Here is a 23,376-nt window from a genome sequence, read left to right as displayed (position 1 = left end):
AGTCTGTATTGTTTCTGCTCGAATGCACGGAAATTGGATGAGGCCTGAATTCCCTGAACAAAGGCTCAGTTTACCACCCTGTCAACGCACGAAACGGCGTAACACAGCTCATAAAATCTAACATATTCCCTGATTGCCGCCGATGGTAAGCACCTACCAACGCCAACCAGATAAAAGCTGACAAGAGCCTATCTCAAATAGGCGTCGTTGTCGCAGGCAGATTGGAGAAAACTCCAAAATGACGGGTGACATGGCCCAGATGGATCCGGCGCTCATTCTACGTCAATTTTTGTCCGGCAATCAGCTTAAACGCGATAACGACGTGAATATTTTTTACGCCCCGCGTCGATCGATTCCGGCGGCGCGAAAAAGTCGCCCTGCCCGCCGTGGATCCCGCGCTCTTTCAGCGTCTGCCACTCGTTGCGCGTGCGTACGCCGGCGGCGAACACCTGCGCGCGCGTGCCCGCGCAGGCGCCGGTCAGGCTCTGCACGAACAGCTGGTTTTCGTCCCGCTTATCGATGCTCCGCACCAACCCCGGGTGGAGCTTGACGATCTCCACCTGCAGCGACTTGATATAGGACGTACTGACCACAGTTAAACCCGCTTTGGACACCGCGAGGCGGCAGCCCAGCCCTGACAACAGCCTCAGCACCGGACGCAAACGGTCGATATGTTGACACACATCTGCCTCCGCAAGTTCAATCAGAATTCGCCGACGTTGACTTTTTTCGCACTGCAGCAATGTATCGCGCAGCCAGCGCTGGAAAGAGCGCTGCAAAATCGAGTCCACGCACAGCGGAAACGCCAGCGTTTCCTCGGGCCACTGCGTCAACAAGGGAATGATGCGGCTCACCTGTTGGCGATCGTAACTTTCCGCCAGCCCGAGCTGCTGCACCAGCGGCATATATTCCGCCGGCAGCAATTCCTGGGTGCCGTCATAGATCCGGCTCATGATCTCGCGATGGTGCACCTCGCCCCCCACGGTCACCGCCGGTTTCTGATACAGCCGCGGGCCGCCGCGCGCCAGCACCTGTTCCAGCAGCGTGCGCCATTTGACGCTGCCGCGCCCCTTTTCCGGCACCTGGCTGTCGTACACATACCACCCGTTTTCGCCCTGCAGCGTAGCATGGCGCGTCGCCTGCTCCGCATAATCGATCACCTGCTCGGTGGTTTGACCGCTGCGGTACGCCACGATGCCGATGTGCAGGAAGGCCTCGCGGTCGATCAGCGCCGTGGAAGGCAAGGCATCGATGGCGTTGACCAGCTGTGAGGCGATGCCGTCGGCCTCCTTCAGGGTTCGATGCGGCAACAACACGGTAAAATCGCTGTGGAAGTAGCGCGCCAGCAGCGCCGACGGATAGCGCATGACGAAGGTAGACAGCAGATTGACCAGCGAATACATCAGCTCCTGCACCGCCACGCTGCCGTGCGTCTCGCGCAGGGTCTCGAAATCGGGCAACCGCACCATCATCACGATGCCGTGCGAGCCTTCGTCTTCCAGCTGAGTGGTCAACTGGTTATCGAAGAACAGGCGATTATTCAGCCCGGTTTTGGCGTCCTGCGCGGCAAAGGCGCGGATCAGCGTATCGACCCGGCTGCGCTCTTCCCGCGCTTCCGCCAGATCGGCCAGCAGGCGGTCGAGCGCGCCGCTGACGTTGGCCGGCCACTCACGCACGTCGCCCTGCATGACGTTTTCGCGTTCGCCGTTCAGAATGCGCCGCGCGCGGCGTTCCAGACGATCTTCGCCGTCGGCCTGCTCACGCAGCCAGCGCAGGCTGAACAGCAAAACCACCACCATCACGACGATCGACAGCGTGACGGCGGCGGTGGATTGCAGCGTGCGCACGTCGCTGGCGAAGGGATCGCGGTAGGTGATGTGCAGCGTGCTGCCCGGATGCTGCAACAGGGGGCGCGAGACCTGACGATAGCCGTTCAGCGTATCCCAGTGCTCTTTTTCCTGCGTCGGCAATTGATAGTCGAGCAGTTGGCTGCTACCGGCCTCTATGCGAATCGACACGATGCCGAGCGTGCGCATGACGATCGGCAACCATTTTTCCTGCTCCTGCGGCGGCTCGCTCAGCATGGCTTGATCGAGAGTGGTGACCAGCGAATCCAAGCGGCGCTCCTGGCGATCCTGGGTAACGTAAAAGAAGCTGTATGAGCATCCCATCAGCATCAAAAACATCGCCAGCGCGACCAACAGAGTGATCAATGCAGAGAGTTTGGTGGTAAATCGCATCCCTGTGCCTTGTCCGCTATGGTTAAGTGAGTGTTCACCCTTTAGCTAAAAGGGGCCGTCCAACCCTAACAAGCCTTGCTGAAGAATTAAACCTGCAAGCGCCGTTTTTGTCCTTTATCAAGACTTGGGCCGCTTATTATGCATATAGTCAAATAAATGTGATTCAGCCATTGATAGAAAAGTGTAAACGAGAGGAAGAGTGACATGCGTGCACTGTTATTGGAACAACAAGACGACCAAACTCTGGCTCAAATCAAAGATATCGGCAGCGATCGGTTGCCGGAAGGCGATGTCACCGTCGACATCAACTGGTCCAGCCTAAATTATAAGGATGCGCTGGCGATCACCGGCAAAGGCAAGATCGTGCGCAACTTCCCGATGGTGCCGGGCATCGACTTCGCCGGCACCGTGCGCCACAGCCGCGACGATCGCTTCAAAGAGGGGCAAAGCGTGGTGCTCACCGGCTGGGGCGTGGGTGAACATCACTGGGGCGGCCTGGCCGAACAGGCGCGCGTCTCGGGCGAATGGCTGGTACCGCTGCCGAACGGCCTGGATGAGCGCAAGGCGATGATCATCGGCACCGCCGGCTTTACCGCCATGCTGTGCGTCATGGCGCTGGAGGAAGGCGGCGTGCACCCGGACGACGGCGATATTCTGGTTACCGGTGCCAGCGGCGGCGTGGGCAGCACCGCCATCGCCCTGCTGGCGGCGCTGGGTTACCGGGTGACCGCCATCAGCGGCCGCGACAGCAATACCGACTACCTGAAAGCGCTCGGCGCCAAAGAGGTGATGTCGCGCGATGGCTATATCGACACGCCGCGCCCGTTGGAGAAACAGCTGTGGGCCGGCGCGGTGGACACCGTCGGCGACAAACTGTTGGCGCGGGTGCTGGCGCAGATGAACTATAACGGCACCGTCGCCGCCTGCGGCCTGGCGGGCGGTTATCAGCTGCCGACCACCGTGATGCCGTTCATTCTGCGCAACGTGCGCCTGCAGGGCGTGGATTCGGTGCATACGCCGCTGCATCGCCGCCAAACCGCCTGGGAACGGCTGGCCGGCATTCTGCCGGACAGCTTCTATCAGCAGGCCACGCACGAAATCTCCCTCGAGCAGGCGCCAGCCACCGCCGCCGCGCTGTTGAACAACCAAATCACCGGCCGCACCCTGGTGAAAATCCGCTGACCTTCTCCCCCCGGCGACGGGGGGATCGCCCGCTTCTGCGAAATTTCATATTTTCCCGCGTCCCCTCGCTTCCGGCCGCCTTTAGCGCCATGCTTATTTCATGAAGACCCGTCAGCCGCTCGCGAACGGCGGGAATCAGTCGCGGAGAACATAAGCATGAACAAACACCCCAAATTGACCGAGGCCGACGTCACGCCGGAGAGCGTATTCCACCAGCGGCGCAAGGTGCTGCAGGCGCTCGGCATCACCGCCGCTTCGCTGGCGCTGCCCACCGGCGCACAGGCGGACCTGCTGTCGTGGTTCAAGGGCAACAATCGCCCCAAGGCGCCGCCGGGCAAAGCGCTGGAATTCAGCAAACCGGCCGCCTGGCAGGCGCAGCTGGCGATGACGCCGGAAGACAAGGTCACCGGCTACAACAACTTCTATGAGTTCGGCCTCGACAAGGCCGATCCGGCCGCCAACGCCGGCGGGCTGAAAACCGAAGGCTGGAAAGTGCGCATCGACGGCGAAGTGGCGAAGCCGATAACGCTGGATATCGACGATCTGATGAAGCGTTTCCCACTGGAACAGCGCATTTACCGCATGCGCTGCGTCGAGGCCTGGTCGATGGTGGTGCCGTGGATCGGTTTCGAGCTGGGCAAGCTGATCAAGCTGGCCGAACCGAACGGCAACGCGCGCTACGTGGCCTTCCAGACGCTGTACGATCCGGAGCAGATGCCCGGCCAGAAAGATCGCTTTATCGGCGGCGGCCTGAAATACCCCTACGTCGAAGGGCTGCGGCTGGACGAGGCGATGCATCCGCTGGCGCTGCTGACCGTCGGCGTGTACGGCAAAACCCTGCCGCCGCAAAACGGCGCGCCGCTGCGGCTGATCACGCCGTGGAAATATGGCTTCAAGGGCATCAAATCGATCGTGCATATCCGTTTGGTGCGCGATCGGCCGCCGACTACCTGGAACCAATCCGCGCCGAACGAGTACGGTTTTTACGCCAACGTGAATCCGCACGTCGATCATCCGCGCTGGTCGCAGGCCACCGAGCGTTTCATCGGCTCCGGCGGCATTCTCGACGTCAAACGCCAGCCGACGCTGCTGTTCAACGGCTATGCCGACCAGGTGGCGTCGCTGTATCGCGGCATGGATCTGCGGGAGAATTTCTAAGTGCGCCTGACGCCTGTTCATATCAAATGGCTGAAAGCCGCCCTGCATCTGGTGGCGTTTCTGCCCTTTCTCTGGCTGGTGCTGGCGGTGGATCAAGGCTGGTTCAGCGCCGATCCGTCCAAGGACATCCAGCATTTTACCGGCAGGATGACGCTGAAACTGCTGCTGGCCACGCTGGCTATCGCCCCGCTGGCGCGCTACGCCCGCCAGCCGCTGCTGATCCGCTGCCGCCGCCTGGTGGGGCTGTGGTGCTTTGCCTGGGGCACGCTGCACCTGATAAGCTACTCCACGCTGGAACTGGGGCTGAGCAACCTCGGCCTGCTGGGCAGCGAGCTGGTGAACCGCCCTTATCTGACGCTCGGCATCCTCACCTGGCTGATCCTGCTGGCGCTGGCGGCCACCTCAACGCTGTGGGCGATGCGCAAACTGGGCGCCAAATGGCAACTGTTGCACAACTTCGTCTATCTGGCGGCGATCCTCGCCCCTATCCACTACCTGTGGTCGGTCAAAACGTTTTCCCCCCAGCCGTTCATCTACGCGCTGCTGGCGGTGGCGCTGTTGGGCCTACGTTACAAGAAATTCCGCGCCTGGTGGCGCTGAACTACGCGGCGGCGCGCGTTATTGGTACGGAAAAACGCGCGCCGCCGGCGGGAACTTTTTCTGTGTTCCAGCGCTCATATTCCTGTCACGGATCCCCGAGTTCGTCGATTTGGGGTTGAATATCTTCGCTGATAAGACCAGTATTTAGCTGCGAATTGCTACGATATCGTTATAATGCCCGACCTTGTTTCTGTTCTCAGGGTGAATTTGCCCCTTAACAGGTGACAAATCGATAACATCGGGTTATTTTCTACGATGATGGTTTTATTGCCGGAGATACCAGCACAATGGCGGATAAGTTTCACATTTTGCTTCTGAACGGCCCCAATCTCAATCTGCTGGGGACGCGTGAGCCGGAGAAGTACGGCAGCACGACGCTGACAGAGATTGTTAACGGATTGGAAAACCAGGCATCCGCATTGGATATTACCCTGAGCCATCTGCAGTCCAACGCCGAGCATCAGCTGATCGATCGCATCCATCAGGCGCGCGGCAACACCGATTTCATTCTGATAAATCCGGCGGCGTTCACGCACACCAGCGTGGCGCTGCGCGATGCGTTGCTGGCGGTGCAGATCCCGTTCATCGAGATCCATCTGTCCAACGTGCACGCCCGCGAACCTTTCCGCCATCACTCTTATCTCTCAGACGTAGCGGTAGGGGTGATTTGCGGCCTCGGCGCGGATGGCTACGCTTTCGCTTTACAGGCAGCGGTTAACCGTCTGTCGAAAACCCACTAATTGCTCCACAAAAAGAGTACGGAATCACACTCATGGATATTCGTAAAATCAAGAAACTGATCGAACTGGTTGAAGAATCAGGCATTTCTGAACTGGAAATCTCTGAAGGCGAAGAATCGGTTCGCATCAGCCGTGCCGCACCGGCGCAGGCTTATCCCGTCATGCAGCAGGCCTACGCGATGCCGGCACAGCAGCAGCCAGCCCTGGCTAACGCCGTTGCCACCGCGCCTGCGGCAGAAACCCCTGCAGCACCGGCGGCCGTGAGTGGCCACGTCGTTCGTTCCCCAATGGTAGGCACCTTCTACCGCACCCCAAGCCCGGACGCGAAAGCCTTCGTGGAAGTGGGCCAGAAAGTGAACGCTGGCGATACCCTGTGCATCGTTGAAGCCATGAAAATGATGAACCAGATCGAAGCGGACAAGTCCGGCGTCGTGAAAGCCATCCTGGTGGAAAACGGCCAGCCGGTCGAATATGACGAGCCGCTGGTCGTCATCGAATAACGAGGCGCCCCCATGCTTGATAAAATTGTTATCGCCAACCGCGGCGAGATCGCGCTTCGCATCCTGCGTGCCTGTAAAGAACTGGGCATCAAGACCGTTGCGGTTCACTCCGCGGCCGACCGCGATCTGAAACACGTGCTGCTGGCCGACGAGACCGTCTGCATCGGTCCTGCGCCATCGGTAAAAAGCTACCTGAACATCCCGGCCATCATCTCGGCGGCGGAAATCACCGGCGCGGTGGCGATCCACCCGGGCTACGGCTTCCTGTCCGAGAACGCCGACTTCGCCGAGCAGGTTGAACGCTCCGGCTTCATCTTCATCGGCCCGAAAGCCGAGACCATCCGCCTGATGGGCGACAAGGTTTCCGCGATCAACGCCATGAAGAAAGCCGGCGTGCCGTGCGTACCTGGCTCCGACGGCCCGCTGACCGACGACATGGATAAAAACCGTGCCTTCGCCAAGCGCATCGGTTATCCGGTGATCATCAAGGCCTCCGGCGGCGGCGGCGGTCGCGGCATGCGCGTGGTGCGCAGCGACAAAGACCTTGAGCAGTCCATCAACATGACGAAAGCGGAAGCCAAAGCGGCTTTCAACAACGACATGGTGTACATGGAAAAATACCTGGAGAATCCGCGCCACATCGAGATTCAGGTATTGGCCGACGGCCAGGGCAACGCCATCTATCTGGCCGAGCGCGACTGCTCCATGCAGCGCCGCCACCAGAAAGTGGTCGAAGAAGCGCCGGCGCCGGGCATCACCAGCGAAATGCGCCGTTACATCGGCGAGCGCTGCTCGAAAGCCTGCGTGGAAATCGGCTACCGCGGCGCGGGCACCTTCGAGTTCCTGTATGAAAACGGCGAGTTCTATTTCATCGAAATGAACACCCGTATTCAGGTAGAGCACCCGGTTACCGAAATGATCACCGGCGTGGATCTGATCAAAGAGCAGCTGCGCATCGCTGCCGGTCAGCCGCTGTCGATCAAACAGGAAGAAGTGAAGATCCACGGCCACGCGGTAGAATGCCGCATCAACGCCGAAGATCCGAACACCTTCCTGCCGAGCCCGGGCAAGATCACCCGCTTCCACGCGCCAGGCGGTTTCGGCGTGCGTTGGGAATCTCATATCTACGCCGGTTATACCGTACCGCCGTACTATGACTCCATGATCGGCAAACTGATCACCTTCGGCGAAAACCGTGACGTGGCGATTGCCCGCATGAAAAACGCCCTGGCTGAACTGATCATCGACGGCATCAAAACCAACGTTGAGCTGCAGCAGAAGATCATGAACGACGAAAACTTCCAGCACGGTGGCACCAACATCCACTATCTGGAGAAGAAGCTGGGTCTGCAGGAAACCTAAGGCAGCACGCAGCATCGTCTGACGAAAGGCCGGTTAATCACCGGCCTTTTTCTTTGGCGTTGCGCCAGTAACGGCTTGGCAAAACGCCGTCATGCCGTAAAATTCCCTACCTTTGATGAATCCATCACCGTAAACCTATGGGAGACACGGATGGACAAACGCTTTATTCAGGCGCACCGCGAAGCGCGCTGGGCGCTGGGGCTGACGCTGCTCTACCTGCTGGCCTGGGGGCTGGCGGCCTATCTGCCGGACAGCGCCGTCGGCGTCACCGGCCTGCCGCACTGGTTCGAAATGGCCTGCCTGCTGGTGCCGCTGCTGTTCATCGGCCTGTGCTGGCTGATGGTTCGCACGGTGTTCCGCGACATTTCGCTGGAGGACAGCGATGCAAACTGAAGTGATCCTGCCGCTGGTCGCCTACCTGCTGCTGGTATTCGGCCTGTCGGTATACGCCTATCGCCGCCGTCAGAATGGAAATTTCCTCAGCGAATATTTCCTCGGCAACCGCTCGATGGGCGGCTTTGTGCTGGCGATGACCCTGACCGCCACCTACATCAGCGCCAGTTCGTTTATCGGCGGCCCCGGCGCCGCCTACAAATACGGCCTGGGCTGGGTGCTGCTGGCGATGATCCAGCTGCCGGCGGTGTGGCTGTCGCTCGGCGTGCTGGGCAAGAAATTCGCCATCCTGGCGCGCCGCTACAACGCTATCACCCTCAATGACATGCTGTATGGCCGCTACCAAAGCCGCCTGCTGGTGTGGCTGGCCAGCCTCAGCCTGCTGGTGGCGTTCCTCGGCGCCATGACGGTGCAGTTTATCGGCGGCGCACGCCTGCTGGAAACCGCCGCCGGCATTCCTTACGACACCGGCCTGCTGATCTTCGGCATCAGCATCGCGCTGTACACCGCCTTCGGCGGCTTCCGCGCCAGCGTGCTGAACGACGCCATGCAGGGGCTGGTGATGCTGCTTGGCACCGTGCTGCTGCTGGTGGCGGTGATCCATGCCGCCGGCGGACTGGACAGCGCAGTCAGCAAACTGCAGCAGATCGATCCGGCGCTGGTGTCGCCGCAGGGCGGCGATCAGATCCTCAGCCTGCCGTTTATGGCGTCGTTCTGGATCCTGGTGTGCTTCGGGGTGATCGGCCTGCCGCACACCGCCGTGCGCTGTATCTCCTACAAGGACAGCAAGGCGGTGCACCGCGGCATTCTGCTCGGCACCGTGGTGGTGGCGGTGCTGATGTTCGGCATGCACCTGGCCGGCGCGCTCGGCCGCGCGGTGTTGCCGGATCTCAAGATCCCCGATCAGGTGATCCCGACGCTGATGATCACCGTGCTGCCGCCGTACGCCGCCGGGATTTTCTTGGCGGCGCCGATGGCGGCGATCATGTCGACCATCAACGCCCAACTGCTGCAATCCTCCGCCACCATCATCAAGGATCTCTATCTTGGCGTACGGCCGCAGCAGATCCACAACGAGCGGCTGATCAAGCGCTTCTCCAGCCTGACCACGCTGATCCTCGGCCTGTTGGTGCTGTTGGCGGCCTGGCGGCCGCCGGAGATGATCATCTGGCTCAACCTGCTGGCTTTCGGCGGGCTGGAGGCGGTGTTCCTGTGGCCGCTGGTGCTGGGCCTGTACTGGGAACGCGCCAATGCTCAGGGAGCGCTTAGCTCAATGGTGTCGGGTGCGGTATGCTATACGCTATTGGCCAGCTTCAACCTGCAGCCGGCGGGGCTGCACCCTATCGTGCCTTCGCTGTTGCTCAGCCTGTTGGCGTTTTATCTCGGTAACGTCGTCGGCGAAAAGCGCCGGACGGCGTCATCATTACCCTCTTGAAGAGAATTGCTATGCCTTGGATCCAACTCAAACTGAACACCACCGGCAGCCAGGCGGAAGACCTGAGCGACGCGCTGGTGGAAAGCGGCGCCGTGTCGGTGACCTTCCAGGACACCCACGACAACCCGGTGTTCGAACCTTTGCCGGGTGAAACCCTGCTGTGGGGCGATACCGACGTGATCGGCCTGTACGACGCGGAAACCGATATGGCCGAGGTGGTGGCGATGCTGGAACAGCACCCGCTGCTGGGCGCCGGTTTCCGCCACAAGATAGAGCAGCTGGAAGATAAGGACTGGGAGCGCGAATGGATGGACAACTTCCACCCGATGCGCTTCGGCGAGCGCTTGTGGATCTGCCCGAGCTGGCGCGACGTGCCGGATCCCGACGCGGTCAACGTGATGCTCGATCCGGGCCTGGCGTTCGGCACCGGCACCCACCCGACCACCGCGCTGTGCCTGCAGTGGCTGGACGGCCTCGATTTGGCCGGCAAAACCGTCATCGACTTCGGTTGCGGTTCCGGCATCCTGGCAATCGCCGCGCTGAAGCTGGGTGCGGCGCGCGCTATCGGCATCGACATCGATCCCCAGGCCATTCAGGCCAGCCGCGACAACGCGCAGCGTAACGGCGTTTCAGAGCGTCTGGAGCTGTATCTGCCGAAAGACCAGCCGGCGGACCTGCTGGCGGACGTGGTGGTCGCCAACATCCTCGCCGGCCCGCTGCGCGAGCTGGCGCCGCTGATCGGTTGCCTGCCGAAGGCCGGCGGCCATCTGGGGCTGTCCGGCGTGCTGGCCAGCCAGGCGAGCAGCGTTGCGCAAGCCTACGAAGAGAAGTTCACGCTCGACCCGGTCGCCGAGCGTGAAGAGTGGTGCCGCATCACCGGCCGCCGCAAGTAAGCGTCACGGTCTATTGCCCCCTCATCCACCGGCCCTGCGCCGGTGGATTTTTTTTGCCTGGCGATCGGCCCGCGGGCGAGACAAAATTTTATGCAATTTTTCGCCGTTCAACGACGGATCGCCCTGACAATGCGCCTTCCAGGCAGGCTATCCCGGCAAAAAACGCGGGTGAATGCAGATAATATTCTGCGCAAAGGTGAATATTTTACCGCACACAAAATAAGCACTTTTCGTCAACTCATTGTAAAATATATACAATATTTTTATGAATCACTGCACAGCGCATTTTTTGCCCTAATATCGCGCCAATTGGTTAAAGTTTGGCCTTTCATCTCGGCGCAAAAATGCGTAATATACGCGCCCTTGCGGACACAGTATGGTCACTCTTTGTCTATGCGCATTGGACACCACCAGCTTACTAATTGCCTGATTGCGGCCCCGATGGCCGGTATTACAGATCGCCCGTTCAGAACCCTCTGTCATGCAATGGGTGCTGGGATGGCTGTATCCGAGATGCTCTCCTCCAACCCGGAGGTGTGGCGGACGGATAAGTCGCGTCTGCGTATGGTGCATAGCGATGAACCAGGGATCCGCTCCGTGCAGATTGCCGGATGCGATCCTGATGATATGGCCGCCGCCGCGCGTATCAACGTGGCCAGCGGCGCGCAGATCATCGACATCAATATGGGATGCCCTGCCAAAAAAGTGAACCGGAAGCTTGCCGGGTCCGCCTTGTTGCAGTACCCGGATCTGGTTAAACGGATCCTCCACGCGGTGGTTGACGCGGTGGATGTGCCGGTAACGCTGAAGATTCGCACCGGCTGGGCGCCAGAGCATCGTAACTGTGTAGAGATTGCCCAACTGGCCGAAGACTGTGGTATTCAGGCCCTGACGATTCACGGCCGAACCCGCGCCTGTCTGTTTAACGGCGACGCGGAATACGACAGCATTCGGGCAGTTAAGCAGAGTGTTTCCATTCCGATTATCGCGAATGGGGATATTACTGACCCGCATAAAGCCAGAGCAGTGCTCGACTACACCGGGGCCGATGCCCTGATGATAGGCCGCGCTGCTCAGGGGAGACCCTGGATCTTCCGGGAAATCCAGCATTATCTGGACACTGGGGAGTTGCTGCCGCCGCTGCCGCTTGGCGAGGTGAAGCGCTTGTTGATTGGGCACATTCGGGAATTGCACGGCTTCTATGGCCAAGGCAAGGGATTCCGGATTGCTCGTAAGCACGTGTCCTGGTATCTCCAGGAACACGCTCCGAATGACCAGTTTCGGCGCACATTCAACGCCATAGAGGATGCCAGCGAACAGCTGGAGGCGTTGGAGGCATATTTCGAAAATCTTAGCGTAAAAAAAGAGCTGACAGAACTATGTTCGAACAACGCGTAAATTCTGACGTACTGACCGTTTCTACCGTTAACTCACAAGATCAGGTGACTCAAAAGCCTCTGCGTGACTCGGTTAAACAAGCACTGAAGAACTATTTTGCTCAACTGAACGGTCAAGACGTAAATGACCTGTATGAGCTGGTACTGGCTGAAGTTGAACAGCCACTGTTGGACATGGTGATGCAATACACCCGTGGCAACCAGACCCGCGCAGCCCTGATGATGGGCATCAACCGCGGCACGCTGCGCAAGAAGCTGAAAAAATACGGCATGAACTGATACTAGTCAGTTAACGTGTTGAAAAGGCGCTTTATCTCATTTGATAAGCGCCTTTTTCTTTTGGGGCGCGCCCGGTTTTCGGGCAATAAAAAAGGCCGCAGCGCGGCCCTTGTGGCAAAGCGGAGACCTTATTCGGTCACTTTGTTCTTGAGGCTTTCCGCCCCTTGCTTGGTCTTGTCCCAAGCCTTCTCTGAACCTTGCTTGGTGGAGTGCCAGGCCTTTTGCGAGCCTTCGCTCACTTTGCTGCCGACGCTGTCGCTCTTGCCTTCGGCGGCGTGCTTGGCTTTCAGCTTCAGCTCTTCACCCTTGTCCTGAGACTGGTGCAGCTTTTCTTTGGCGGTATCCGCTCCTTTGTGCGCTTCGGCAACGACCTCGTTGCTGGCGTGAGCGGCGGTGTCGGTCGCGGTCTCAGCGGCGAACACCGGGGAAGCGAGCAGCAGTGCAGACAAGGCAATGATTGATTTCTTCATAAGTCCCTCTTTTCTCAGATACGTGCCATTCGTCATGAAATAAGATGGCACACAACCCCGTTAAAGAAACCTAAGAATAGTACGAAAACCAAAAATACCAACATAAAATATCAACACCTACATCTTTATTAACTTTTCATGCCATCAACGTTCAACAACGGCGAAATGGCACGAAAAAGTTAAATTTTATCTGTCACAAAACTATAATTTTTACGTTTTTTACCTCGTAATAATCAGTAATGACAGGGATGGATTCTATGGTTGCCGTCATCATCATAGGCGTTTTTATCGTCAGCTTCCTTTACGCACACTCCCGCGGCAAGGAGAAACAAAAGCTTACCCGCCAACTGTTCGATCACTCCACCTTTATGGGGCCGATCAATATGTTTATGACCGGTTTTTCCCGTTTGCCCGCCAGGCAGCCCTATTTCGACGAAAAAGGTTTCCCGGAGCTGCAGACGCTGACCGACAACTGGCAGGTGATCCGCGAGGAAGCGGTGCGCTTGCAGCATCACATCAAAAAGGCGCAGTCGCACAACGATGCGGGGTTCAACACCTTCTTCAAACGCGGCTGGAAACGTTTCTATCTGAAATGGTACAGCGACAGCCACCCTTCGGCGCAGGCGCTGTGCCCAAAAACCGTCGAGCTGCTCAACCGCATCCCGTCGGTCAAGGCCGCGATGTTCGCCGAGCTGCCGCCCGGCAGCCATTTGGGTAAACACCGCGATCCTTACGCCGGCTCGGTGCGCTATCACCTGGGGTTGATGACGCCCAACGACGATCGCTGCTTCATCGAGGTGGACGGCGAGCAGCACAGCTGGCGCGACGGCGAGGCGGTGATCTTCGACGAAACCTACGTGCACTGGGCGCAGAACGCCACCGATCAGACGCGCATCATTCTGTTTTGCGACGTCGAGCGGCCGATGAAATGGCGCTGGGCGCAGGCGGTCAACCACTGGGTCGGCGCCACGCTGATGTCGGCGGCCAGCTCGCCAAACGACGATCAGGACCGCACCGGCGGCATCAACCGCATCTTCAAATACGTCAACGCGGTGCGCGATGCCGGCCAACGCCTGAAGGCGCGCAACCGCCGCGGTTACTACCTGCTGAAATGGCTGGTGATCGCTGCGATCTTCGCCGCGATTATCATTCCCAGCCTATAAAACGAGCCAATCTTCAACTCAGGGGCAACGCGAATGAGAATATTCGCATGCCCCTCTTCCGCCACACCCCGTACTCTGTGTTAACATACACGTTCCTAGAGCCGCCTCCGCTGGCCAACAGCTATCCCTCCGAAGCCTGATAGCAGCGCAAACCGCCCTTCGAATGTAAATGTTTAGTCAATTATGGAATTCCGACTAAACCCTGGCCGTACTTGGGTGTCTGAGTAGTCGTATCGCTATCGAGTGGATCCTTTATGCGTTACAGGTTGCTACCCCCTAACGCATAAACGAGCTGCTATGAAACGCCAAAAGAGATTTCAACTTTCCTTGCTGCACCCGCGCTACTGGCTGACCTGGTTCGGCCTGGCCCTGCTGTTCCTGCTGGTACAGCTCCCTTACCCGTTGCTCAATCGGCTGGGGGTGTGGATGGGGCGCACCTCGATGCGTTTTCTTAAGCGTCGCGTCGCCATTACCCGCCGCAACCTCGAACTGTGCTTCCCCGAGATGGACGAAGCGCAGCGCGAACGTAAAGTAGTGGGCAACTTCGAATCGCTCGGCATGGGCCTGCTGGAAACCGGCATGGCCTGGTTCTGGTCGGATAAACGCGTCAAGCGCTGGTTCAACGTCTCCGGCATCAACCACCTCAAAATGGCGCAGCGCGACGATCGCGGCGTGCTGGTGATCGGCGTGCACTTTATGTCGCTGGAGCTGGGCGGCCGGGCGATGGGCCTGTGCCAACCGATGATGGCGATGTACCGCCCGCACAACAACAAGGCGATGGAGTGGGCGCAGACCAAGGGCCGCATGCGCTCCAACAAGGCGATGATCGATCGCAAGGATCTGCGCGGCATGGTGCACGCGCTCAAGCGCGGCGAGGCGGTATGGTTCGCGCCGGATCAGGACTACGGCCCGCGCGGCAGCGTATTCGCGCCGCTGTTCGCCGTCGATCAGGCCGCCACCACCAGCGGCACCTTCATGCTGGCACGCATGGCCAACCCGGCATTGGTGCCGGTGGTGCTGATCCGCCGCGAAGGCGGCCGCGGCTACGACCTGCTGATTCAACCGGCCCTGGAAGACTACCCGCTCAGCGACGAACAGGCGGCGGCGGCTTACATGAACAAAGTGATCGAGAAAGAGATCATGCGGGCGCCGGAGCAATACATGTGGCTGCACCGCCGCTTCAAAACCCGACCGGCCGGCGCGCCCTCGCTGTACTGACCCTCTTTTTTCCAGCCCGGCCAACGCCGGGCTTTTTTGTGCGCCACGTTTAAAAAGCGGCGGCTCGACACTCTACTTTCCTGTAATCTCCTTTTTTACCCGCACAGGAAAGGAAATGATGAAAGCTCAAGTTCGCATTGCTCTGGTCGGTGATTACAACCCGCAAGCCGTGGCCCATCAGGCCATCCCCGTGGCGCTCCAGCTCACCGCCGCCCATCTCGACATCGACGTGCAGCCCCAATGGCTACCGACAGAAACCCTGACCTCCCCCGACGTCCTGCAAAATTTCGACGCCATCTGGGTGGTGCCGGGCAGCCCGTATCGTTACGACGACGGCGCCTTTATGGCGATCCGCCATGCGCGGGAAAACGACGTGCCGTTCCTCGGCTCCTGCGGCGGTTTTCAATACGCCATCGTCGAGTACGCCCGCAACGTGATGGGCTGGCACGACGCCGGCCATGCGGAAACCAACAGCGGCGGCCGATTGGTGATCGCCCCGCTGAGCTGCTCGCTGGTGGAAAAAACCGGCGACATCGTTTTTCAGCCTGACACCCGCGTCGCGCAGGCCTACGGCAGCCTGAACACCCATGAAGGCTACCACTGCAACTTCGGCGTGAATCCGGAATTCGTCGCCGATCTTGAGCGCTTCCCGCTGATCGTCAGCGGCCACGACACCGAAGGCGACGTGCGCGCCATCGAACTGCCGGGCCGGCGTTTTTACGTCGCCACGCTGTTCCAGTCGGAACGCGCCGCGCTGCGCGGCGAGCTTTCACCGCTGGTGGTGGAACTCGTCAAAACCGCCGCCAACGGGTAAAAAAAAAGCCCTCTTGCGAGGGCTTTCTCATCGGATACATCCCGCCGGCTTACGCCTGTCCGAGCTCGCGCAACGCCAGATTGAAGTGTTGCCCCAGCTCACGCCGATGAACCGGATGCTCCATCATCGACACATGGTCGCCGTTGACCTGGCTGACGCGGACGGTCGCCGGCGGCAACAGCTTATCCCATCCCAACGCGGAAGCGTCTTCGCGGCAATATCCCGCCTGCTTGATCCTCTGCCAATACGCCTGGAACTGTGCGTTCTGCGAATTGACGGAAACCTGCTCCTGCTTCGCCTTGAACAGATGGATTTTCAGCGATGCGGGCTGCACCAGGGTCGCTTCCACCAGTTTGGCGTAGTGGTGCCGCTGCTGCCAGAGCGCCGCCTCGTCGGCCACTTCCTCACGCTGAGTCTTGATCCCGGCGCGTTGCACGGCTGCAATCGCCTCCGGCAACGGCAGCTCGGCCAACTGCTGACAGAACTGCGGATCCGGCCTTTCCTGCGTTGACTCCACCCAGTTCAGCAACAGCTGGACCGGGCTGTGCATCGCCTCCACCGGCCGCAACGTGTCGATCAACCCCAGGAAGGCGACCGCTTCCCCGGCCGATTGCAGCTGCTCGGCGATGGCATAGGCCAACACCCCGCCGGAAGAGTACCCCGCCAGATGGTATGGCCCCTGCGGCTGCACTTCGCGAATCAACGCCACGGCGCTGGCGGCCATATCGGACATGGTAGCCGGCTTCTCCTCCACCGCCGGCCACGGCACGGCGTAGACCGGGAAGGTCTCGTCGATCTCCTTGGCCAATTCAAACACGTAGGAGTGGTCGCCAAAGCCGGTCGGAACGAAGAATAGCGGCGGCCGGCTGCCGCTGCTGCGAGCCGGCACCGCTTTGCGCAGCGGAGCCTCTGCGGTGCGACGATCTATCCGCTCGGCCAGCTCGGTCAATATCGGATGGTTGAAGATCGCCTGTACCGGCAAGGTGATGCCTTGCTGACGCAGCTGGCTGGAAAGACGTACCGCCAGCAGCGAATGGCCACCGAGCTCGAAGAAATTGTCGTGGCGCCCTATCTGGCCAATCTCGAGCAGCTCGCACCATACCCGCGCCAGCGTCGTTTCGGTCTCCCCCTGAGGCGCCGCATACTCCCGAGTGCCGACTGCCGCGCGCTCCGGCTCCGGCAAGGCACGCCGATCCAGCTTGCCGTTGGCGGTCAACGGCAGCGCATCCAGCCAGACATAAGCCGACGGCACCATGTACTCCGGCAAACGTTCGCTCAGATAGGCCCGTAGCTGTCCCTGCAACGCGCTGCGGTCAACGTCGGCCGTCGGTACGATCCAGGCGACCAGGCGCGGATGATGTTCCGTCGAACAAACCTGCACCACCGCTTCCCGCACCCACGAGCTCGCCGCCAGCTGCACCTCAATCTCGCCCGGTTCGATGCGGAACCCGCGCAGCTTGATCTGCTGATCGCATCGCCCCTGGTATTCAAGACTGCCGTCCGGTAAATAACGCGCCAGATCGCCGGTGCGATACATGCGGCCGCCGCCGACCGGATTGAACGGATCGCTCAGGAAGCGCTGTGCCGTCAGTTCCGGTCGGTTCAGGTAGCCCAACGCCACCCCCACGCCGCCGATATGCAATTCCCCCACCGCCCCCATCGGCACCGGGCGCCCGCGGGCGTCCAGCAAGTAAGCGCGGGTATTGCCGATCGGTTTCCCAATCGGCAAGCGCGCCTCCCCTTCAGCCCGCTCGATACGTGCCGTTGTCGCAAAGGTGGTGGTCTCCGTCGGCCCATAGGCATGGATCAGGTGCACCGGCCCCCGCTCTTGCAACAACCGCGCATAAGCGCCCGGATCCTCTTTCTCCCCTCCGCTAATCAGATATTTCAACTGCGCCAGTGCGCCGCTGATGCTATGCACATACTGATTGAACAGCGCAGTGGTCAAGAACAGCGTGGTGATGCGATGGCGTTGCAGTTCGGCCGCCAGACGCTCGGCCTCCATCATCACCTCCGGCGCGATCACCACCAGCGCACCGCCATTCAACAGGGCGGCCCAAACCTCCATCGTGCTGGCATCAAATGCCGGATTGGCGGCAAAGGCAATGCGGTCGTCGGCGTCAAAAGCGGCGTAGCGGTTGTTGCGCACCAGACGCGTGATACCCTGGTGCGGCGTCATGACGCCTTTCGGCGTACCGGTCGAGCCGGAGGTATACATGATGTAGGCCGTCGCGCCGCTCGACACGCGCAACGCCGGGTTACCGTCATGATCTTCAGCTTCGCGATCCTCGACCGTCAGCTGCGGGATCTCCTCGTCGCCGATGGCGTCCGTCAGCATCAGGCAGGCGCCGCTGTCATCGGCGATCCACGCCTGACGCGCGGCCGGCAGTTGCGGATCGATGGGCACATACGCCGCCCCGGCCTTGATTACCGCCAATTGGGCGCAGACCAGTTCGATGCTGCGCGCCAGCCGCACCGCGACCCGGTCGCCCGGTTGTACGCCGCGCTCAATCAGCCGATGCGCCAACCGGTTGGCGCGCGCATTCAACTGTGCGTAGCTGAGCCGTTGCGCATCCTGGATCAAAGCGATGGCCTGCGGCGTCAGCCGCGCCTGCTGTTCAAACAGTTCGTGCACGCAGGTATCCGCCGGGTAAGCTTCCGCCGTATGATTCCAGCGGCACAGCTGCAGCGCATACTCTTCATCCGGCATCACCTCCAGTTCACAGACCGGTGTCTGAGGCGCCTGCTCCAATGCCTGCGCCAATGCGCTCAACGCCTGCGCCATATAGCCGCACACGCGCTGCGCTTCAATCGGCAGCCTGACCTGCGCCGTCAGGCCCAGCGAATCACCGCCGTCCTCGACCGACAGCACGAACGGATAGTTGGTGCGTTCCTGGCTATCGAGCAGCGTCACGCCGGTCGGCAATGCGGTGTCCTCGCCGCTGTTATGCCGGTAGTTCAGCAAGGCACTGAACAGCGGCGTGCCCGCGGCGACGCCGCTGCAGCGCTGCGCCAACGCCAGCGGCGCATGCTCATGGGCCAACAGCCCGCTCAGCCGGATGTGCGCCTGCAACACCGCCGATTCCGCGCCGACCTCGTTGACATCCAGCCGCAGCGGCAACGTATTGATAAACAATCCGAGCGCCCGTTCCGCCCCGTCTCCGGCCTGCATGCGGCCCAACAATACGGTGCCGAATACCACCTCATCGCGGCCGGTAGCGCGCGCCAACACCTGCGCCCAGGCCAGGTGGCACAGGCTGGCCAGGCTGACGCCCAGCCGCCGCGCCTGCCGCCGCAGCTGTTGGTTGAGCGCAGGCGGTAAGGCCAGGTGCGCCGTCGAGATATCCCGCCCTTCGCCATGCACGTCGCTCAGGCCGAACGGCAGCGACGGTTCATCGATATCCGCCAGCATAGTGCGGAAGAACCGTTCATGTTCTGCCTTGCTGACGCCGAGCCTTGCCTGCGCCACCGCGTTGCGGAACGGCGGTGCCTTGGCCAGTTCGTCCCCACGCCCGGCCAGGATCAGGTTGATCTCCTCCTGCATCACCGCCAGGGTCGAGTGGTCGCCGATCAGGTGATGCCACTGCTGGAGCACGCACCAACTGCCTTCTTCCCCCTGTGCGGCGACAAAGCTCAGCAACGGTGCGCGCGTCAGATCAGGCCGCACGCGGCGCGGATCAAACAACGCCGTCAGCCGCGAACCGATCTCGCCCTCCTCCGGATTGAGCCGCAGTTCTCGCAGCGACAACTCGGCCTTGCGCCACACCACCTGCACCGGTGATGACACGCCCTGCGTGATGAACGCGGTACGCAGAATGTCATGGCGATCGATCACCTGCTGCATCGCCGCCAGCCAGGCGTCCAGGCGCGCACGGCTGTCGAAACGCAACACCGCGGACAGCTGGTACGGGTCGCCCCGTTCCGCCAGCAGATGGTGGAACAAAATCCCCTCCTGCAGCGGCGACAAGGCGTAGATATCCTGTACGTTGGCCACGCCGCCCGGCACCTGCGCCACCACCGCGTCGATCTCCGGCTGGCTCAGCGTCGCCAGCGGCAACATCTCCGGCGTAATGGCTACGCAGCCCGGCAGGATACCGTTGGCCGGCACGCTCACTTCCTGCTGCGTGACCAACGTCTGCGCCAGCGTTGACAGCGTCGGCGCGGTGAACAGCGTTTGCACCCCGGCGCTCAGCCCGACACGGCGCAGCTGCGCCATCAACTTCACCGCCAGCAGCGAGTGGCCGCCCAATTCGAAGAAGTTATCGTGGCGCCCGACCCGCTCAATGCCCAGCAGCTCACGCCAGATCCCCGCCAGCAGCGTTTCCAGTTCGCCTTCAGGTTCGGCGTAAATCTCACGCACGTAGGCGTCCCCCTGCGGCTCAGGCAGCGCGCGCCGATCCAGTTTGCCGTTCGGCGTCAGCGGTAGCGTATCCAGCGCCACCCAGGCCGCCGGCAGCATAAACTCCGGCAACATCCCCGCCAGATACTGTCGCAGCGTCACCGCCAACGTCTGGCGATCCGCGTCAGCCTCCGGCACCACCCAGGCTACCAGTCGCTTATTGTCCGCTTCGCCGAGGACATCCACCACCGCTTCGCGCACCGCCGGATGACCGGCCACTCGCGCCTCGATCTCACCGCATTCGATGCGGAAGCCGCGAATTTTCACCTGCCGATCGTTGCGTCCCAGGTAGTCGATATTGCCGTCCGCCAGATAGCGCGCCAGATCGCCGGTGCGATACATCCGCTCGCCTGGGTTAAACGGATCCGCCAGGAATCGCTCTGCCGTTAACTCTGCTCGGTTGAGATAACCCAGCGCCACCCCGGGGCCGGCGATGTAGATCTCGCCGGTCGCGCCGAGCGGCACCGGTTGCCCGTGCTCATCCAGCAGATAAATCCGGGTATTGCCGATCGGCCGCCCGATAGGCAAACGCTGCCATGGATCCACTCGCTCGATCGTGGCCGTCGTGGCGAACACCGTACACTCGGTCGGCCCATAAGCGTTGATCAGCCGTACCGGCCCAGCCTCTTTCAGCATGCGGGCAAAGGCGTGCGGATCCGCCGCTTCACCGCCGCTCAGCAGATATTTCAACTGCGCCAGCGTCGCGGCGATGCTATGGGCATATTGGTTAAACAACGAGGTGGTCAGGAACAAGACGTTAATCCCTTGCCGCACCAGCGCCGCCGCCAACGCCTCGGCTTCCGTCAACACTTCCGGCGCAATGATCGCCAGACTGGCGCCATTCAACAGGGCTCCCCACATTTCCAGCGTGCTGGCGTCAAACGCCGGATTGGCGGCGAAAGCGAAGCGATCGCCGCGTTCAAACGACGCAAAACGATTGTTGATCGCCAGCCGGAGGATGCCTTGGTGCGTCACCATGACGCCTTTAGGCGTACCGGTCGAGCCCGAGGTATACATGATGTAGGCCGGCGCGCCGCCGGCGCGAGGCACCGCCGGATCGTGGGTCGGATTCTGCCGCAGCCGATCGACACGCAGGCAGGCGATCTCGCCGGCTATCTCGCGGTCGATATCGCGATCGCACAGGATCAACGACGCCCCGCTGTCACCGATGATCCACGCCTGCCGCGCAACGGGCAGGTGCGGATCGAGCGGCACATAAGCGGCCCCCGCCTTGAGGATCGCCAGCTGGGCGATGACCAGAGAAACGCTGCGTTCAAGCGACGTGGCCACGCGATCGCCCGGGCGCACGCCCTGTGCGATGAGTTGGTGCGCCAGTTGGTTGGCGTGGGCGTTCAATTGGGCGTAGCTCAGGCTGTCCCGATCGTTCACCACCGCAACGGCGTCCGGCGTACGCTGCACCCACTGTTCAAACAGGACGTGGGCACTGCTCTGCGCCGGATAAACTTCCGCGGTTCGGTTCCAGCCGTACAACAACAGTTCGCGCTCGGCAGCCGGCAGCAGATCGAGATGCGACGCAGGCTGCGTAGCATTTGTCGCCATCGCCCGCAGCACCTGCACCAGGTAAACGCCGTAACGTTCGGCGGTAGCGCGGTCGAACAGCGCCGTGGCGAAGTTCAGCGTCCCGCTGATTTGCTCGTCGCGCTCCGCCAGATCGAGCGTCAAATCATACTTGGCGATCTGATAGCCCAACTCGGCACTCTCGGCCTGCAGCCCAGGCAGCGAGATATCGCGCACCGAGCCGTCCTGCCAGGCCAACATCACCTGGAACAGCGGGGTATAACCCAGGTGGCGCGGCGGATTGACCAGCTCCACCACCTGCTCGAACGGCAGATCGCGATTTTCCCGTGCCGCCAGCACCGCGTGGCGGATCCGCGCGATCAGCGTCGGCAGATCAGGATCGTCGCGAAGATCGATGCGCAGCGCCAGCGTGCTGACGAAGAAGCCGACCAGCGATTCGGTTTCCAGCCGGCCACGGTTGGCCTCCGGCGTACCGATCACCAGCTCCTGCTGCCCGGCCATGCGCGCCAGCACCAGGCTCCAGGCCGCCAGCACCGTCATGAACAACGTGCCGCCATGCTGCCGGCTGAACTGCCGCAGCGCCTGCGTCAGCTCGGCGTCGATCGCGATCGGCACCTCCCCGCCGCTGAAAGACTGCACCGTCGGACGCGGCCGGTCGGTCGGCAGCGTCAGCAGCGCCGGCGCATCGCTCAGCGTTTCGCGCCAGTATTGCGCCTGCGCCGCCAGCCGCTCCGGCGTCAGATAGCGACGCTGCCAGGCGGCGTAATCTGCGTATTGCAGCGGCAGCGGCGGCAGCGGATCGGCATCGCCGCGACGCAAAGCGCCGTACAACGCCCCCAGTTCACGCAGCAGAATGCCGGTCGACCAACCGTCGGAAATGATGTGATGACAGGTGAGCAGGAACAGATGCTCCTCATCCGCCAGGCGGATCAGCGCGGCGCGCACCAGCGGCCCCTGCGTCAAATCAAAAGGCGCCTCCGTCAGGCGCTGCGCCAGTTGCCGCGCCTGGCTCTGAGCATCCTGCCGCCCACGCAGATCGTGCACCGTCAACGGCAGCGCGTCTGCCGGCAGAATGTGCGCCTGCGGCTGCCCCTCGACGGTGACAAACCGGCTGCGCAACGCTTCGTGGCGGGCATAGAGCGCATCCAGGCTCTGCCGCCAGGCGGGCAGAGCCAGCTCGCCGCGCAGGCTCAGTGCCAGGGGAATATGGTAAGTTTCACTCAGGCCTTCCAACTGCGTCAGGAACCACAAACGCTGCTGAGCAAACGACAGCGGCAACGCGGCGCCGCGTGGCATAGCCTCGATCGGCGGCAGCGCCTCATCGGTTCTCCGCAGTTGCTGCGCCAATGCCAGCAGCGTCGGGTTGGCGAACAGGACCTGCAACGGCAGCTGCCATTCCATCTGCTGCAGACGGTTGGTCAGACGCACCGCCAGCAGCGAGTGGCCCCCCAGCTCGAAGAAGTTATCGTGGCGCCCGACCCGCTCCACGTTCAGCAGCTCGCGCCAGATCGCCGCCAGCAGCGTTTCGTGTTCACCCTGCGGCGCTTCATACGCCGCCTGGCTCTGCGCCCCCTGCGGCTCCGGCAACGCCCGC

At 61.3% G+C, this 23,376-nt stretch carries 17 protein-coding genes; 14 read left to right on the top strand and 3 right to left on the bottom strand.

The genetic code is table 11. The features are described 5' to 3' along the window. Positions 1–305: 305 nt before the first annotated feature. Positions 306–2,240 carry an RNase E specificity factor CsrD gene (gene csrD, locus REA38_RS07995; RefSeq protein WP_308885596.1) on the bottom strand — a complete coding sequence of 645 codons (1,935 nt, stop codon included), beginning with the start codon at positions 2,238–2,240 and terminating at the stop codon, positions 306–308. Between the two features lie 204 nt (positions 2,241–2,444). On the opposite strand from csrD, the gene REA38_RS07990 reads away from it, so the two are divergent. The 11 genes from REA38_RS07990 (at position 2,445) to fis (ending at position 12,179) form a co-directional block, all read left to right on the top strand. Beyond that, a complete protein-coding gene (locus REA38_RS07990; RefSeq protein ID WP_308885595.1) occupies positions 2,445–3,422 on the top strand; it encodes an MDR family oxidoreductase in 978 nt (325 codons plus the stop codon). A gap of 156 nt (positions 3,423–3,578) precedes the next feature. After that, positions 3,579–4,580 (top strand): protein-methionine-sulfoxide reductase catalytic subunit MsrP, encoded by a 1,002-nt coding sequence (gene msrP, locus REA38_RS07985; RefSeq protein WP_308885592.1) that lies wholly within the window; start codon positions 3,579–3,581, stop codon positions 4,578–4,580. Next, positions 4,581–5,180 carry a protein-methionine-sulfoxide reductase heme-binding subunit MsrQ gene (msrQ, locus tag REA38_RS07980; protein WP_060425051.1) on the top strand — a complete coding sequence of 200 codons (600 nt, stop codon included), beginning with the start codon at positions 4,581–4,583 and terminating at the stop codon, positions 5,178–5,180. 287 nt (positions 5,181–5,467) lie between these two features. Further along, positions 5,468–5,920 (top strand): type II 3-dehydroquinate dehydratase, encoded by a 453-nt coding sequence (gene aroQ / locus REA38_RS07975; protein WP_004936891.1) that lies wholly within the window; start codon positions 5,468–5,470, stop codon positions 5,918–5,920. A gap of 32 nt (positions 5,921–5,952) precedes the next feature. Beyond that, the gene (accB, locus tag REA38_RS07970; RefSeq protein ID WP_033636178.1) at positions 5,953–6,420 is read left to right on the top strand and encodes an acetyl-CoA carboxylase biotin carboxyl carrier protein; all 468 of its coding nucleotides are present in this window, start codon (positions 5,953–5,955) and stop codon (positions 6,418–6,420) included. A 12-nt stretch (positions 6,421–6,432) separates the two neighbouring features. After that, entirely contained in the window at positions 6,433–7,782 is a 1,350-nt protein-coding gene (gene accC / locus REA38_RS07965) for an acetyl-CoA carboxylase biotin carboxylase subunit (protein WP_004936886.1), read from the top strand. A 150-nt stretch (positions 7,783–7,932) separates the two neighbouring features. Beyond that, positions 7,933–8,175 (top strand): YhdT family protein, encoded by a 243-nt coding sequence (locus REA38_RS07960; RefSeq protein ID WP_033636179.1) that lies wholly within the window; start codon positions 7,933–7,935, stop codon positions 8,173–8,175. Further along, positions 8,165–9,610, top strand: a complete 1,446-nt coding sequence (gene panF, locus REA38_RS07955) for a sodium/pantothenate symporter (protein WP_033636180.1) — start codon at positions 8,165–8,167, stop codon at positions 9,608–9,610. Before REA38_RS07960 ends, panF begins: the two co-directional genes overlap by 11 nt. A gap of 11 nt (positions 9,611–9,621) precedes the next feature. Beyond that, positions 9,622–10,503: a 50S ribosomal protein L11 methyltransferase gene (gene prmA, locus REA38_RS07950; protein ID WP_033636181.1), complete on the top strand. Its 882-nt coding sequence runs from the start codon at positions 9,622–9,624 to the stop codon at positions 10,501–10,503. Between the two features lie 393 nt (positions 10,504–10,896). Then, positions 10,897–11,901, top strand: a complete 1,005-nt coding sequence (dusB, locus tag REA38_RS07945) for a tRNA dihydrouridine synthase DusB (RefSeq protein WP_004936856.1) — start codon at positions 10,897–10,899, stop codon at positions 11,899–11,901. After that, the gene (gene fis, locus REA38_RS07940; RefSeq protein ID WP_000462905.1) at positions 11,883–12,179 is read left to right on the top strand and encodes a DNA-binding transcriptional regulator Fis; all 297 of its coding nucleotides are present in this window, start codon (positions 11,883–11,885) and stop codon (positions 12,177–12,179) included. Before dusB ends, fis begins: the two co-directional genes overlap by 19 nt. 128 nt (positions 12,180–12,307) lie before the next feature. On the opposite strand, the gene REA38_RS07935 is transcribed toward fis, so the two are convergent. Continuing rightward, positions 12,308–12,649 carry a hypothetical protein gene (locus REA38_RS07935; protein ID WP_004936850.1) on the bottom strand — a complete coding sequence of 114 codons (342 nt, stop codon included), beginning with the start codon at positions 12,647–12,649 and terminating at the stop codon, positions 12,308–12,310. A gap of 257 nt (positions 12,650–12,906) precedes the next feature. Here REA38_RS07935 and lpxO point away from each other — a divergent pair, with 257 nt between their 5' ends. The 3 genes from lpxO to REA38_RS07920 all read left to right on the top strand — a co-directional run bounded on the left by lpxO (position 12,907) and on the right by REA38_RS07920 (position 15,844). Further along, positions 12,907–13,812, top strand: a complete 906-nt coding sequence (gene lpxO, locus REA38_RS07930; RefSeq protein ID WP_047570378.1) for a lipid A hydroxylase LpxO — start codon at positions 12,907–12,909, stop codon at positions 13,810–13,812. Between the two features lie 297 nt (positions 13,813–14,109). Further along, positions 14,110–15,030, top strand: coding sequence for a kdo(2)-lipid IV(A) palmitoleoyltransferase (lpxP, locus tag REA38_RS07925; protein ID WP_033636183.1), 921 nt, complete (start codon positions 14,110–14,112; stop codon positions 15,028–15,030). A 118-nt stretch (positions 15,031–15,148) separates the two neighbouring features. Beyond that, positions 15,149–15,844, top strand: a complete 696-nt coding sequence (locus REA38_RS07920) for a CTP synthase (RefSeq protein WP_308885589.1) — start codon at positions 15,149–15,151, stop codon at positions 15,842–15,844. A gap of 49 nt (positions 15,845–15,893) precedes the next feature. On the opposite strand, the gene REA38_RS07915 is transcribed toward REA38_RS07920, so the two are convergent. Beyond that, the gene (locus REA38_RS07915) at positions 15,894–23,369 is read right to left on the bottom strand and encodes a non-ribosomal peptide synthetase (RefSeq protein WP_308885587.1); all 7,476 of its coding nucleotides are present in this window, start codon (positions 23,367–23,369) and stop codon (positions 15,894–15,896) included. Between the last annotated feature and the right edge of the window lie 7 nt (positions 23,370–23,376).

The organism is Serratia sp. MF1(2023) (assembly GCF_030954545.1).
GTDB lineage: Bacteria > Pseudomonadota > Gammaproteobacteria > Enterobacterales > Enterobacteriaceae > Serratia > Serratia sarumanii.
The sequence above is the reverse complement of the archived record's forward strand: the minus strand, read 5'-3'. Positions and strand labels throughout refer to the sequence as shown.